General features: G+C 63.3%; 13 protein-coding genes. 5 read left to right on the forward strand and 8 right to left on the reverse strand.

Features of this window, described 5'->3' with window-relative positions:
• Positions 1-14 precede the first annotated feature (14 nt).
• The 5 genes from dksA to LJY18_RS13600 all read left to right on the forward strand — a co-directional run bounded on the left by dksA (position 15) and on the right by LJY18_RS13600 (position 4,350).
• The gene (dksA, locus tag LJY18_RS13580; RefSeq protein WP_238042354.1) at positions 15-464 is read left to right on the forward strand and encodes an RNA polymerase-binding protein DksA; all 450 of its coding nucleotides are present in this window, start codon (positions 15-17) and stop codon (positions 462-464) included.
• A gap of 143 nt (positions 465-607) precedes the next feature.
• Entirely contained in the window at positions 608-1,495 is an 888-nt protein-coding gene (gene gluQRS, locus LJY18_RS13585) for a tRNA glutamyl-Q(34) synthetase GluQRS (RefSeq protein WP_238042355.1), read from the forward strand.
• A 177-nt stretch (positions 1,496-1,672) separates the two neighbouring features.
• On the forward strand, positions 1,673-2,203 hold the full coding sequence (locus LJY18_RS13590; protein ID WP_238042356.1) for a hypothetical protein: 531 nt from the start codon (positions 1,673-1,675) through the stop codon (positions 2,201-2,203).
• Positions 2,204-2,505: 302 nt separating this feature from the next.
• A complete protein-coding gene (locus tag LJY18_RS13595) occupies positions 2,506-3,525 on the forward strand; it encodes a L,D-transpeptidase family protein (protein ID WP_238042357.1) in 1,020 nt (339 codons plus the stop codon).
• 12 nt (positions 3,526-3,537) lie between these two features.
• The gene (locus LJY18_RS13600; protein ID WP_238042358.1) at positions 3,538-4,350 is read left to right on the forward strand and encodes a M23 family metallopeptidase; all 813 of its coding nucleotides are present in this window, start codon (positions 3,538-3,540) and stop codon (positions 4,348-4,350) included.
• 707 nt (positions 4,351-5,057) lie between these two features.
• Here the strand turns inward: LJY18_RS13600 and LJY18_RS13605 are convergent.
• The 8 genes from LJY18_RS13605 to LJY18_RS13640 form a co-directional block, all read right to left on the reverse strand.
• Entirely contained in the window at positions 5,058-5,273 is a 216-nt protein-coding gene (locus LJY18_RS13605) for a hypothetical protein (RefSeq protein WP_238042359.1), read from the reverse strand.
• 100 nt (positions 5,274-5,373) lie between these two features.
• A complete protein-coding gene (locus LJY18_RS13610; protein WP_238042360.1) occupies positions 5,374-5,772 on the reverse strand; it encodes a carboxymuconolactone decarboxylase family protein in 399 nt (132 codons plus the stop codon).
• Between the two features lie 280 nt (positions 5,773-6,052).
• Positions 6,053-7,222, reverse strand: a complete 1,170-nt coding sequence (locus tag LJY18_RS13615; protein WP_238042361.1) for an iron-containing alcohol dehydrogenase — start codon at positions 7,220-7,222, stop codon at positions 6,053-6,055.
• Between the two features lie 8 nt (positions 7,223-7,230).
• Positions 7,231-8,619, reverse strand: coding sequence for an aldehyde dehydrogenase family protein (locus LJY18_RS13620; protein WP_238042362.1), 1,389 nt, complete (start codon positions 8,617-8,619; stop codon positions 7,231-7,233).
• 71 nt (positions 8,620-8,690) lie between these two features.
• Entirely contained in the window at positions 8,691-10,064 is a 1,374-nt protein-coding gene (locus LJY18_RS13625) for a glutamine synthetase family protein (RefSeq protein ID WP_238042363.1), read from the reverse strand.
• 143 nt (positions 10,065-10,207) lie between these two features.
• A complete protein-coding gene (gene dctP / locus LJY18_RS13630; protein ID WP_238042364.1) occupies positions 10,208-11,260 on the reverse strand; it encodes a TRAP transporter substrate-binding protein DctP in 1,053 nt (350 codons plus the stop codon).
• Positions 11,261-11,436: 176 nt separating this feature from the next.
• Positions 11,437-12,762: a TRAP transporter large permease gene (locus tag LJY18_RS13635; RefSeq protein ID WP_238042365.1), complete on the reverse strand. Its 1,326-nt coding sequence runs from the start codon at positions 12,760-12,762 to the stop codon at positions 11,437-11,439.
• Positions 12,762-13,268 carry a TRAP transporter small permease subunit gene (locus tag LJY18_RS13640; protein WP_238042366.1) on the reverse strand — a complete coding sequence of 169 codons (507 nt, stop codon included), beginning with the start codon at positions 13,266-13,268 and terminating at the stop codon, positions 12,762-12,764. Before LJY18_RS13640 ends, LJY18_RS13635 begins: the two co-directional genes overlap by 1 nt.
• Positions 13,269-13,394: the final 126 nt, after the last annotated feature.

A 13,394-nucleotide genomic window follows, 5' to 3' on the forward strand; every position in this document is an offset into this window, starting at 1 on the left:
AGAGGCGGTCATCCATGCCCACCAAAGCAAAAGCAAAAGCAAAAAGCAGCCAACTGATTCGTGGCTTCGAACCCTATAAAGAAGTAAAGGGCGAGGAGTACATGGGTGATCCTATGCGCGCCCACTTCACCGGCATCCTCAACAAGTGGAAGCTGGAGTTGATGCAGGAAGTCGACCGTACCGTGCACCACATGCAGGACGAGGCGGCCAACTTCCCCGATCCAGCCGACCGCGCGAGCCAGGAAGAAGAATTCAGCCTGGAACTGCGTGCTCGTGATCGTGAGCGCAAGCTGATCAAGAAGATCGACGAAACGCTGCAACTGATCGACGACAACGATTACGGCTGGTGCGACTCATGCGGCGTCGAGATCGGCATCCGCCGTCTGGAAGCCCGACCAACCGCCACCTTGTGCATCGATTGCAAGACCCTGGCGGAAATCAAGGAAAAACAGGTCGGATCCTGACCTGACCCACGGGGCGCTTCGGCGCCCCGTGTTGTTTCCGCTCCTGCGCTATCCCGGCCTGCCCTGCGCGACAATGCCCAGGAGCCATCCGCTTCGGCTGCAATAGTTCTCCTGTCCCCGCATATGCCTCTATAGTCGCCCGTATGAACGTTCCCGCTTATATCGGTCGCTTCGCCCCTACTCCCAGTGGTTACCTGCACTTCGGCTCATTGGTCGCGGCGCTGGCGTCCTACCTCGACGCGCGTTCGGTGGGCGGTCGCTGGCTGCTGCGCATGGAAGACCTCGACCCGCCGCGTGAAGTAACTGGCGCCCAGGACGCGATCCTCAGCACCCTGGAGAGCTACGGCCTGCAATGGGATGGTGAACTGGTGCGGCAAAGCCAGCGGCATGCCGAGTACCAGGCGCTGGTCGAGCGCTTGCTGCAACAGGGCCTGGCCTATGCCTGCACCTGCTCGCGCAAGCAACTGCAGGGCCACCACGGCATCTACCCCGGCACCTGCCGCGATGCCGGGCATGCGCCCCACAACGCCGCCATCCGCCTGCGCGTGCCTGAGCTGAGCTACGGGTTTATCGACCGGGTGCAGGGCGAATACCGCCAGCACCTGGGTCGCGAAATCGGCGATTTCGTCATTCGCCGGCGTGACGGCCTCTACGCCTACCAACTGGCGGTGGTGCTCGACGATGCCTGGCAAGGCGTCACCGACGTGGTGCGCGGCGCCGACCTGCTCGACTCCACCCCGCGCCAGCTGTACCTGCAGGAGCTGCTCGGCCTGGCCCAACCGCGCTACCTGCACGTACCGCTGATCATCCAGCCGGACGGCCACAAGCTGGGCAAGTCCTACCGCTCGCCACCGCTGCCCACCGACCAGGCCGCGCCGCTGCTGGTGCGCGCGCTACGCGCCCTGGGCCAAGAGCTTCCCGGCGAACTGGAGCAGGCCCGCCCGCCCGAACTGCTGGCCTGGGCGGTCAGCCACTGGGACGTCGGCCGCATCCCGCACAGCCGCACCCTGGCCGAGGCGCAACTGCGCTGATGCCGCGCGTCCATCTGCGCCCACCTCAAAGAAACTCGTGACCGATGCGGATCGCCGCCCGCCCCCCCTCGATGCCGCCCCTCCCCCAGATGACATCGGAGCTGTTTTCGCTGCGCGAAACGACGCATTTCCCTTATCCTTGCGCCCAGTATTCAACCGCCCCACAGGATCGCTCCGATGAAAGCCCAGCTCGAAGAATTGATTGGCAAGATAAGCTCGGGCTGCATGCTGGCCGAAGACGTCGCGCGCATCGCCGACGAGGCGGCCCAAGCCTACGCCGACCCGCAGGCCTTTCTCGCCGCCAACCCGGACATCAACTACGACGACAGCTTCCCGATCCCGCTCGGCGAATGGGTGGTGGTCGGCAGCCTGCCGGATACCGTGCTATTCCAGGCCGACAGCTACGACCAGTTGTTCCAGCAGATCGTCGAGTCCTTTGGCCAGCAAGTCAGCTTCGTGCTCAAGCCCAAGCAGCTGGTCAAAGTCGAGCCGCTCAAGGCGCTGAACCGCATCCAGGTGCAACTCGGCAGCCTGTCGCCGGAAACCGGCGGCTATGTACTGGTGGACTTCAGTGAACCGCTGGATGAGCAACTGCAAGCCGTACTGGTCTACCGCAACGACCTCGCGCGGGTGCTGGAATTGGCCGTGGCAATCGGCATCTACGCCGCACCGGCCTATGAATCGATGAAGGCCGCGCAGTCCGAATAGGCCGAGCCACTCGCCTCATAGCCGCGCAGTCGGCCCATGGGGAACTGATTCGCGCTGACCTGATCTAAGAGATGTCTACGAACATCTCGCTCATCTCGCTCGCCCCCTGCTCATACGCCGCTATGCGTGGGGAATGCGAGGGTCTTTGAGCAACCGCCGGACGCTTTTCACTACCGCTCACGCCTGCAACCGCCATTACTGTGCAGTAATGGCACGTCGATTCCCCACAACACGCTGAACGTGTGCCGAGCTTGCTCAGACACGCCGAAGTTCGCCCTGTTCGTTCGCCTGAGGATCGCATCTTGAAAACCACAACCATGCTCACCTGCGCCATCACCCTGGCCCTGCAGGCAGCGGCCGTCCCCTTCGCCTTCGCTAGCGCCGAACCTCTCGCCGCCGAGGCCAGCGTCGCCGTACGTCCGCTCACCGCCGAGTTCGCCAACGACGCCAACCTGCGCGGCGAGGTCGGCCCGAAGCAGCACAACGTCGCCGTGCTGCGCGCGCAGATACTGCTTGATCGTGCGCGCTTCTTTCCGGGCGAAATCGACGCCAGTTTCGGCTCGAACACCCGTATTGCCATCAGCGGCTTCCAGAAAAACAACGGCCTGCCCGTCAGCGGCGTCATGGACGAAGCCACCTGGGTTGCCCTCAACGCCGACGTCGAGCCAGTGCTCGTGACCTATACCATCACCGACGTCGATGCAGCCGGGCCATTCCAGCAGATTCCTGCCGACATGATGGACAAGGCCGCGCTGGAAACCCTGGGTTACCGCAACCTGACAGAAGCGCTCGGCGAGAGATTTCACGCCAGCCCGGCGCTGCTGGCACAACTGAATCCGGGCAAGGATCTGAGTCGCGCCGGCGAGGCCATCGTCGTCCCCAACCTTGCCGACGCCGCGCCCCTGCCCAAGGCTGCACGGGTGGTCGTCGACAAGTCCGACTCGACCGTCACCCTCTTCGATGCCGCGGGTGCCATCATCGCGCAATTTCCCGCTTCCACCGGTAGCGCTCGCGATCCGCTGCCACTCGGTGACTGGAAGATCCTCGGCGTGGCCAGAGACCCAGTGTTCAAATACAACCCCGGGCTGTTCTGGGACGCCAACCCCGCCCACGCCAAGGCGACCATCCCGGCCGGCCCGAACAACCCCGTCGGCGTCGCCTGGGTTGACTTGTCCAAGCCGCATTACGGCATCCACGGCACACCGGAGCCGTCGAAGATCGGCAAGACCCAATCCCACGGCTGCATCCGCCTCACCAACTGGAATGTCACGGCGATGGGACATGCAGTCGCGCCCGGGCTCCCCGCCCTTTTGCAAGAGTAACCAGACCCCGCCATGAAGAGCACTCTGATTTTCGCAGCAGGCGCCCTGGCTGGCGCCGCGAGCCTGTTCTATGCCCTGCAGAACGACCTCGCCACGCCTGCCGTGGCGGTGATCACCCAGGCCGCCCCTAGCGAATACGTGCCGTCTGCACCGGCAGCCGTCACACCCAGCGAGCAGGAGCCTGATGCCATGCCGGTCGCACCGGCAATGGCTCAGGTTGCGAGCGTAATAACCACCCGCACAACCAGCGCCGAGACGATGCCTATCGAAATGCCGCTAGCGCCGACCAGCGAGCCCCCGGCCGACAGCCCTGTTGCGCCGGAACCGGGCATGCTGCCCCCGTCAACCGAGGAGGCCAGCGTGCAGACAATGCCCGCCGAGCCCTCGCAGGTGCATCCCGGCGCGCTGCTGATCCCCGTGACCGGCATAGTCTCGGCGCAACTGAGCGACACCTTCAACGACAAGCGCGGCACCGACCGCATCCACGAAGCGCTCGACATCATGGCGCCGTTGAAGACCCCGGTAGTCGCCGTCGACGACGGCAAGGTGGTGAAACTCTTCACCAGCGTGCCCGGCGGCCTCACCGTCTACCAATACGATGCCAGCGGCACCTTCGCCTACTACTACGCACACCTGGACAGCTATGCAGCCGACCTGGAAGAGGGCCAGGAATTCAAGCGCGGCGACCTGCTCGGCTACGTCGGCGCCACCGGCAACGCCAACCCGCTTGCGCCGCACCTGCATTTCGCCATTTTCCTGCTCGGCCCCGAGAAGCAATGGTGGAAAGGCACGGCAATCAACCCCTACCCCCTATTCCAACGCTGAGTCCGACGACGCCTCGCCCTGCAGGCTATGCAGCTACTGCCGTAGCCGAATGTAACGGCTAGGGCATGTGCCGATGCGTTGGGATGAGCGGGCATGCCCGCGAATTCAAGCGGTAAGCAAGCTTCGCGACCAAGGTGGATCGACCGTCAACAACACAGGTGGCGAGGCGGCGTATTGCTTCGCGAGGACGCCCCGGGTGTCATGGCGCCGGCGCTCCGCAGACAAGAACGGGTTTCGACGCCAATCAGCGGATTGGCTGTGGCTGGCTGTTGCCGCAAGACAAGCAGCCAAGACCGGCGCAAAGGGAAATGGCAATTAGCCATAAAACGCTGGTCGCGGCGCAGAGCCTTCAGGCGGGTTCAACCCTTGTAATGAAGCCCCCGCTGGCTGGACGCCAGTTGAGTTCCTTCAGGCACCCGTTGCAGAAACGCTGCAGGCCGCGGCCGCTGGCAAACGTGTCCTGATGAGCCTGATAGCTAGGCCGATAGAGCGCTCGACCGGGTGCATGCCCCCCTCACAGCACCATCGATCCAGTTGAGGCATCGGAATAGAGCGGGCGGTTGCATGCGTATAGCCGTCCTGCACTGGGCGTTGCCGCCCTGGCCACTCTGCAGTTCACGAAACGGGGCCAGGCGGATCACGGGGGTAAAGTTTCTTATCGGCCTTGTTCCTTGCAGGACTCGCCTGTTGCGACAGCGCCCAAGGAGTCACACATCCTCAGGTGCTGTGGGCGGAAGAGACTCACCGAAGAGCAAGCCGGCGGTTTCCACCTCCAGCATCAACAAGACCATTTCGGTCAATTCGTCATCGGGCCGTTGCCCAGCGTAGAAGTCATGCAGCGCCTTGGCGAAGGGAATGCGCAGGTCCTGGTTTTCTTCCCCGGCGCTATCGCTGTGTTGCATCAACTCGCCAATGGCGCGCATCACAGCCGCTTGCCACCGCGCGGTGGTCCTCGGACCACCGGCGGTGATGGTAAGCAGCTTATCCTTCGCGAGCTGGCGAAGGGCTCGTTCCCGCAATGGCCTAAGCGGCCTTGGTTTGCGAGTGATCTTTGACATACCGGACGATATCCAGCGTTTCCTGGCGGAACTGCTCGTAATCGATCTGCTGGGCGTTGATGAAGGTGCTGCCCATCATGGTCACCGCCCCCATCAAGCTGGCTTCGGCAATTTCCTCGTCGCTCGCGCCAAACAAGCGCGCGGCTTCGGTATGGAACAGGCTGCAATACTTGCAACGAGTCGCACCGGACACTGCCAGACCTATCAATTCCTTGTACTTGTTGGGAATCTTGGTCTCCGCCAGCCAGAAGTCCCGAGCCACGCCCCAGAATCCGCTCGCGCCACCTTCCGGCATCTGTTTGATCCACTCGGGTACCCGACCCAGGGTCTGTTCAATTTCCCGGTAGGTATTTTGAATGGCCATTTTACTACCCCCCTTCTCTCGTTGGAGAGATCTGCTTCAGAGGTGTAATAAGTATAGTTCGCCGACTCACCTGCACGGCTCAGCGGCCAGACAGCAATCACAGGACGCGGATAACTCCATAATAAACAATAAGATAATTTTAGATTTTCTGGGCGCAACGAACGACCGCTAAGTCCCTGCCGCTATCGAAGGGATACCCGAAACCACCCGCTTGCTGGCGGTGCAGGGCGCGAAACGCGATGGCGCATGCACCGCCTCGCCCAGGCCTGCGGTGGTTACGCTAGAGGTGTCCGTGCAACGCCTTCTCGAACAACCGACTGTAATCGCTCGCGCTAAAGGTTATCGGATTGGACCCGGCCGAGGGGTCGACTTCGGCCATTTGCCCGATCTGCTCGATGCGGCTGTCGTCGATGCCGATCTGCGCCAGGCTGTGGGGGATGCCGACTTCGTTGCGCAGGTGCAGCACCCAGTCGAGTACGCCGATAAAGCCTAGCCTGGACAGGTTGAGGTAACGCGCCAGGCGTTCCATCTGTGGCTCGATGCTGACGCGGTTGGCTTGCAGTACGTAGGGCATCAGCACCGCATTGAGCAGGCCGTGGTGGGCGTCGTACAGCGCACCGAGGGGATGGGCCAGAGCGTGCATGGCGCCGAGGCCGCGCTGGAAGGCGGTGGCGCCCATGGTCGAGGCCACCAGCATCTGCAGGCGTGCCTCGACATCGCTGCCCTTGGCCACCGCGCGCGGCAGGTACTGCTGGACCAGGCGCATGCCTTCCAGGGCGATGCCTTCGGCCATGGGGTGGAACAATGGCGAGCAGTAGGCCTCGAGGCTGTGCGACAGGGCGTCCATGCCGGTGGCGGCGGTGATCTTCGGCGGCAGACCGATGCTCAGTTGCGGGTCGAGGATGACCAGGGCCGGGAGCATCCTGGGGTGGAAGATGATGCGCTTGATGTGTTCGACCTCGTCGGTGATCACCGAGGCGCGACCGACTTCCGAGCCGGTGCCGGCGGTGGTCGGCACCGCCACCACTGGCGCCATGCCGGCGACGTCGACCCGGTTGCAGTTGTCGCCGATGTCCTCGAAGTCCCACAGCGGGCGGCTCTGGCCGACCATCAGGGCGATGGCCTTGCCGGCGTCCAGCGCCGAGCCGCCGCCGAAGGCGATCACGCCGTCGTGGCCGCCGGCCTTGAAGGCGGCGACGCCATCGGTCACGTTCTGCCCGGTGGGGTTGCTCTTGATCGCCGCGAACAGACCGGCCTTGAGGCCGTCGTCGCGGCATTGCAGCAGGGCGTGATCGATCATCGACAGGGCGGCGAGGCCGGGGTCGGTGACCAGCAGCGGCGCGCTCATGCCGAGGGCGCGGCAGGCTTGCGGCAGTTCGGTGATGCGCCCGGCGCCGACGTGGATCGAGGTCGGGTAGTTCCAGTTCATGCGGTACTGATTCAGGTCCATGGGACGCCTCATAACTGGGTCTTGAAGTGGAAGGATTTCGGCCGGGTCAGGTGCTCGTAGCCGATGCTCGACAGACTGCAGCCGCGCCCAGAGTGCTTCACCCCGGTCCAGGCTAGGGCCGGGTCCAGGTAGTCGCAGCGGTTGAGGTACACGGTACCGGCCTCGACCCGCTCGGCCAGGGCCAGGGCGGCCTCGATGTCGCGGCTGAAGATCGCGGCGCTGAGGCCGAACTCGCTGTCATTCATCAGCGCCACAGCCTCCTCGTCGTCCTTGACCTTCTGGATGCCGACCACCGGGCCGAAGGATTCCTCGGTCATCACCCGCATGCCGTGGTAGACGTCGGTCAGCACCTGCGGCGCCAGGTAGGCGGAGCCGGGGCGATCAAGGGCAAAGCTGGCCGGGGCGATATGGGCAACCGCGCCCTGGGCCACGGCCTCGTTGATCTGCCGCCGGACGAAATCCGCCGCCTCGGCGCGCACCAGCGGGCCGAGGGTGGTTTCCGGGTCGTCGGAGCGGCCCAGCTTGTAGTGCCTGACCAGCGCCACCGCCTGTTCGACGAAGGCGTCGTACAGCGACTCATGCACGTAGATGCGCTCGATGCCGCAGCAGGATTGCCCGGAGTTGAAGAAGGCGCCGTCGATCGTGGTTGCCACCGCGTGGGCCAGATCGGCATCTGCACGCACGTAGGCCGGGTCCTTGCCGCCCAGTTCCAGGCCGACACTGATGAAGCGCCCCGCCGCCGCGCGCTCGACCATGGCGCCGCCCGGCACCGAGCCGGTGAAGGATACATGCTGAATCGCCGGTGCCTGGATCAGCTGCTCGGTATCGGCGTGGCTCAGGTGCAGGTATTGAAAGACCCCATCCGGCAAGCCGGCTTCGCTGAAGGCCTCGACCATGCGCTCGGCGCACAGCGGGGTCTGCGCCGAATGCTTGAGCAGCACCGCATTGCCGGCCAGCAGCGCCGGCACCACCGCGTTCACCGCCGTCAGGTAGGGATAGTTCCAGGGCGCGATGACCAGGGCCACGCCGAGCGGTTCGCGGCGGATAAAGCGGGTGAAGCCGGGTTGCTCGGGCAACTGGATGTCGGCCAGGGCGCTTGCGGCGATATCCGCCATATAGCTGGCACGCTCGACGAAGCCGCGGATCTCGCCGGCGGCGTAGCGGATCGGCCGGCCCATCATCCAGCACAGTTCCTCGGCGAGTTGCTCCTCCCTGGCGGCGAAGGCGGCGATGGCCAGGCGGCCGATGGCGACCCGCTCGACCAGCGGGGTCTGCTGCCAGCCCTTCTGCGCCAACGCGGCCGTGGCCAGGGCCGCCTGGATTTCACTGCCCGCCGCCAGCTCGCGCTCGACATACACCGAGCCGTCGATAGGGGATATGCATTGCAGCTTGCTCATTACCACACTCCAGAACGGATCACCCGGGCACGCACCCAGCGCCACCAAGGCGGCTGGTGCAGCCCGGTGATTCAGATGATTTCAAAGTAGCGATCCAACTCCCAATCGCTGACATGCCGACGGTATTCACGTTCCTCCCATTCGCGGCTGGCGGCGAAATGCTCGACGAACGGATCGCCGAACAACTCGCGGGCCGCCGTGGACGCTTTCAGACGCTGCGCCGCATCCCACAGGGTGCGCGGCAGGGCTAGCTCCGGCGGGTGCTGCTGGGCGTAGGCATTGCCAACCACCGGATCGCTCGGTTGCCACTGCTGCATCACCCCGTACAGGCCGGAGCCGATGGCCACGGCGAGGGTCAGGTAGGGATTGCCATCCGCCGCGCCGAGGCGATATTCCTGGCGTTGCGATTTGTCGCTACCGGGAATCACCCGCAGCGCCGCGGTGCGGTTCTCCACCCCCCAGGTCGCGTCGGTCGGCGCCCAGAAACCGGGAATCATCCGCCGATAGCTGTTCAGGGTTGGCGCCACCATGCACAGGAACTCCGGCATCAGGCGCTGCTGGCCGGCCAAGAACTGACGCTGGATCAGGCTCATGTTGTGCGCCTGACTCGGGTCGTGGAAGGCCGACTTGCCGCTGGCGCGGTCGCGCAGCGATACATGAATGTGGCCGCTCTGCCCCGGGTACTTGCCCGACCACTTGGCCATGAAGGTGGCCATCAGGCCGTTGCGCTGGGCCAGCACCTTCATGAAGGTCTTGAACAGCGCCCCCTTGTCGCCTGCGGCTTCGGCATGGTCATAGGCGATGGCCGCTTCCAGCACGCCGGGGCCGGTCTCGGTGTGCAGGCCTTCGATGGGGAAGTCCATCTGCTCGGCCATTTCGAGAATTTCGTGATACAGCTCGGCATGCACCGAATTGCGGATCATCGAATAGCCAAACCAGTCCGGAGTGAAGGGCTTGAGGTTGCGGTAACCCTTTTCCCGCGCCGACTCCGGGGTTTCATCGAACATGAAGAATTCGTATTCCAGCGCTGCGAAAGGATCGAAACCCATCGCCTGACAACGCTCGATCACCCTGCGCAGGGTGGCGCGGGGACAGACCTGCTCGGCGCCCTCGGCGAACTCGCAGATAAACAGCAGCATGCCATTCTCGAAGGGAATGTCGCGGCAGGTATGCGGCAAAACGCGTACCGGGGCGTCCGGGTAGCCGGTGTGCCAGCCGGTGTAGCTGGCGTTGTCGTAGAGCTGATCCTTGACGTCCCAGCCGAGTACTACGTCGCAGAAAGCGAATCCCGAGTCCAGTGCGGAGAAAAACTTGCTGCGGCTCAGGTACTTGCCGCGCATCACGCCATCGTTATCGAACACCCCGACCTTGATGTGACTGAGACCGCGCTCCTCGACGATGCGCCTGGCGTCCTCGTTGGTTTTTACATCCCGCGGATTGAGCATATGCACCCCTTGGTCTTGTTATTGCCGACCTCCACTGTCGGCTGGTTGGGTCCGAGCATCCTGGCCTGCGCCAGCGATGCCGCCCCGTAACGCATCACGCCCGCACCCTCGTCGGCAGGGGTGCGGGCGCAATGGCCTATGGCTCAGTAGCGATAGGGCGGACCGGCCTTGGCCATCAGCGCATTGTATTTCTTGAAGATCTCAACGACCTTGGCCGCACGCGGACTGGTCTTGGCGATCTCGTCCCAGAACTTCTGCGCCTCGGCTTCGACCGTGGCCCACTCGGCATCGGGGATGGTGGTCAGCTCAAGCTTGCCGCCTTCGACCCGCAGTTGCGCTTCGCCGCCCCAGTACCAGTGCTGGCGATAGTAGTGGGAGCTGTCCATGCACAGTTTGAACAGGGTCTTGAGGTGCTCGGGTACTTCGGCCCACTTCTCCGAGTTGGCGAAATAGGAGCCGATCCAGGCCCCGGAGATGTTGTTGGTGAGGAAGTACTTGGTCACGTTGGCCCAGCCAACGGTGTAGTCCTCGGTGATGCCCGACCAGGTGATGCCGTCCAGCTCGCCGGTCTGCACCGCCACTTCGACATCCTCCCAGGGCAGGGTCACCGGGATCACACCGAAACGGGAGAGAAATTTACCGGCGGTGGGGAAGGTAAAGATGCGTTTGCCCTTGAGGTCGGCCAGGCTTCTGATCGGCTCGACGGTGGCGAAATGGCACGGGTCCCAGGCACCGGCACCTAGCCAGGTAACGCCCTCAACCTCGCCGTAAGCCTCCTCCCAGATCTGCCGCAGGCCGTACTTTTCGAACAGCACCGGCACGTCCAGGCTGTAGCGGGTGGCGAATGGAAAGTAGCCACCGAATACCGAAACATCCACCGGTGCGGCGATCGAATCGTCGTCGCTCTGCACCGCATCGATGGTGCCGCGCTGCATGGCGCGGAACAGTTCGCCAGTGGGCACCAGCTGGTCGGCGTAATAGAGCTGGATCTCCATCTGGCCGTTGGCTGCCTGATTGAAGGCATCGATGGACGGTTTGATCACATGCTCGCCGAGGGCCGGACCGGCATAGGTTTGCAGGCGCCAGGTGATCTTCTTTGGCTCCTCGGCGTAGATGTGCGCCGACCCCAGAGCGGTGGCCCCCACCGCGCCAGTGGTGACCGCGGCGGTCTTGAGGAAACTGCGTCTCGTACTCATGCGGTTATCTCCAATAGTGTCAATTCAGATGTCATACATCCGCATAGCACCACTGCGACCCGGCTAGGTCGGTGCAGCGTTTCAGGTGGGCAACTTGATCCTCATGGGTGGCTGTACATGGGTGGTTCGCCGCAACAATCCAATCGTTATTTACTGCCGTTCCTGAATTCGTGGGTTCAACGTGCGTAGTGCCACTGCGGTAGCCACAGCGCCAGTTGCGGAAACACCATCACCAAAATCAATGCCAGGACCATCACCAGCACGAAGGGCGTAACCGAGACGTAGATGTCCCTCAACGTCACTTCCGGCGGAGCCATGGCGCGCATAAGGAACAGGTTGTAGCCAAAGGGCGGGGTCATATAGGCGATCTGGCAGGTTATGGTGTAGAGCACGCCGTACCAGATCAGGTCGAAGCCCAGGGCGCCGACCAACGGCACATAGAGCGGTGCGACGATCACCAGCATGGCGGTGTCGTCGAGAAACATGCCCATGATGATGAACGACAATTGCATCATGATCAGCACCTGCCACGGCCCCAGGCCAAGGCGGTCGATAAAGAACCCCTCGATGGCTTTCACCGCGCCGAGACCATCGAATACCGCGCCGAAACACAGGGCGGCGAGAATGATCCACATGAACATGCAGGTGATGCCGAGGGTCTTGCGCAGGGTTTCCTCCATCACCTGGGCGGTCAGCCTGCGCTTGACCAGGGCAGCCAGGGTTGCCGCCGCCGCGCCCACCGCCGAGCTTTCGACCAGACTGGTGATGCCCATCAGGAACAAGCCAGTCATCGAGAAGAAGATAAACAGCGGGGCGATGCCGGCCCTGAGCAAGCGGACCTTCTCGCCCCAGCTGATCTGCTGGCGCTCCTCTTCCGGCAGGGCAGGCCCCAACGCCGGGTTCAGACGGCAACGGATGACGATATACAGCACGAACATGCTCGCCATCATCAGCCCGGGAAAGACCCCGGCCAGCCACAGTTGGCCCACCGGCTGACGGGCGATCATGCCGTACAGCACCAGCACCACGCTGGGCGGAATGAGGATGCCCAGCGAACTGCCGGCCTGGATCACCCCGGTGACCATGATCTTGTCGTACCCGCGGCGCAGCAGCTCAGGCAAGGCGATGCTGGCACCGATGGCCATGCCGGCCACGCTCAGCCCGTTCATCGCCGAGATCGCCACCATCAGGGCGATGGTGCCAATGGCCAGGCCTCCGTGCAACGGCCCCATCCAGACGTGGAACATGCGGTAGAGGTCATCGGCCAGACCGGACTCGGAGAGCATGTAACCCATGAACACGAACATCGGCAGGGTCAGCAGCGGGTACCACTTCATCAACTTCATCGCGGCGCTGAAGGCCACTTCGGCACCACCGTCGCCCCACAGCAGCAGGGCGGCGGCGACCGCGACGAAACCGATGGCGCCGAACACCCGCTTGCCGGTGAGCAGCAGCAGCATCATCGTGGAAAACATCAACAGCGCGATGAGTTCGTAACTCATTAAAGCGTCTCCCCGCGGGCCGCGGCGAGATCCCTGAAAAAGGTCGCAATCGACTGCAGCAGCATCATTGCCACACCGAAGGTCATGATGATCTTGATGGGCGCCATATACGGCGACCAGGCCGAGTAGCTGGTTTCGCCATACTGAAGGGCATAGGCCGTGGAGGAGATCCCGCCATAGAGCAGGAACACCAGATAGAAAATCAGGAAGCCTATGGTGATGGCATCCATCATCGCGGCGGTGCGCGGCGACCAACGGCTATAGAACAGGTCCATGCGCACATGGGCATCGAGTTGCATGGAGTAACCGCCGCCCAGGAGGAAGTAGGCGACCATCAGGAACTGCGCGACTTCCAGGGTCCAGATCGCCGGATCGGCGAAGGTCTTGCTGACCGAGGAATACAGCAGAACCGCCAGCATCACGAAAATCAGGTACATGGCAATGCGGCCGATGAACCGGTTCATCGCGTCCACGGCTCGCACGAACACCTGTATGGCCTTGGGCATGCCACCTACCCGCAAAAATTGGTTATTCCGAAACTCTAGTTGAACATTCGATAAAGCCAACTTTAACTGGGCAATAACTGGGCAATCTGCCAGCAGCCGGAGCCCGGCAGCACGGTTTAACCTGAC

It is taken from the genome of Pseudomonas sp. MMS21 TM103 (genome assembly GCF_022132145.1).
GTDB lineage: Bacteria > Pseudomonadota > Gammaproteobacteria > Pseudomonadales > Pseudomonadaceae > Aquipseudomonas.

Coding starts and splice junctions, on each gene's coding strand:
- dksA (WP_238042354.1), top strand. CDS start 15: ATGCCCACCAAAGCAAAAGCAAAAGCAAAAAGCAGCCAACTGATTCGT.
- LJY18_RS13605 (WP_238042359.1), bottom strand. CDS start 5,273: ATGCGCGCCATTGGCGAGTTGATGCAACACAGCGATAGCGCCGGGGAA.
- LJY18_RS13600 (WP_238042358.1), top strand. CDS start 3,538: ATGAAGAGCACTCTGATTTTCGCAGCAGGCGCCCTGGCTGGCGCCGCG.
- LJY18_RS13625 (WP_238042363.1), bottom strand. CDS start 10,064: ATGCTCAATCCGCGGGATGTAAAAACCAACGAGGACGCCAGGCGCATC.
- LJY18_RS13590 (WP_238042356.1), top strand. CDS start 1,673: ATGAAAGCCCAGCTCGAAGAATTGATTGGCAAGATAAGCTCGGGCTGC.
- LJY18_RS13620 (WP_238042362.1), bottom strand. CDS start 8,619: ATGAGCAAGCTGCAATGCATATCCCCTATCGACGGCTCGGTGTATGTC.
- gluQRS (WP_238042355.1), top strand. CDS start 608: ATGAACGTTCCCGCTTATATCGGTCGCTTCGCCCCTACTCCCAGTGGT.
- LJY18_RS13610 (WP_238042360.1), bottom strand. CDS start 5,772: ATGGCCATTCAAAATACCTACCGGGAAATTGAACAGACCCTGGGTCGG.
- LJY18_RS13640 (WP_238042366.1), bottom strand. CDS start 13,268: ATGCCCAAGGCCATACAGGTGTTCGTGCGAGCCGTGGACGCGATGAAC.
- dctP (WP_238042364.1), bottom strand. CDS start 11,260: ATGAGTACGAGACGCAGTTTCCTCAAGACCGCCGCGGTCACCACTGGC.
- LJY18_RS13615 (WP_238042361.1), bottom strand. CDS start 7,222: ATGGACCTGAATCAGTACCGCATGAACTGGAACTACCCGACCTCGATC.
- LJY18_RS13635 (WP_238042365.1), bottom strand. CDS start 12,762: ATGAGTTACGAACTCATCGCGCTGTTGATGTTTTCCACGATGATGCTG.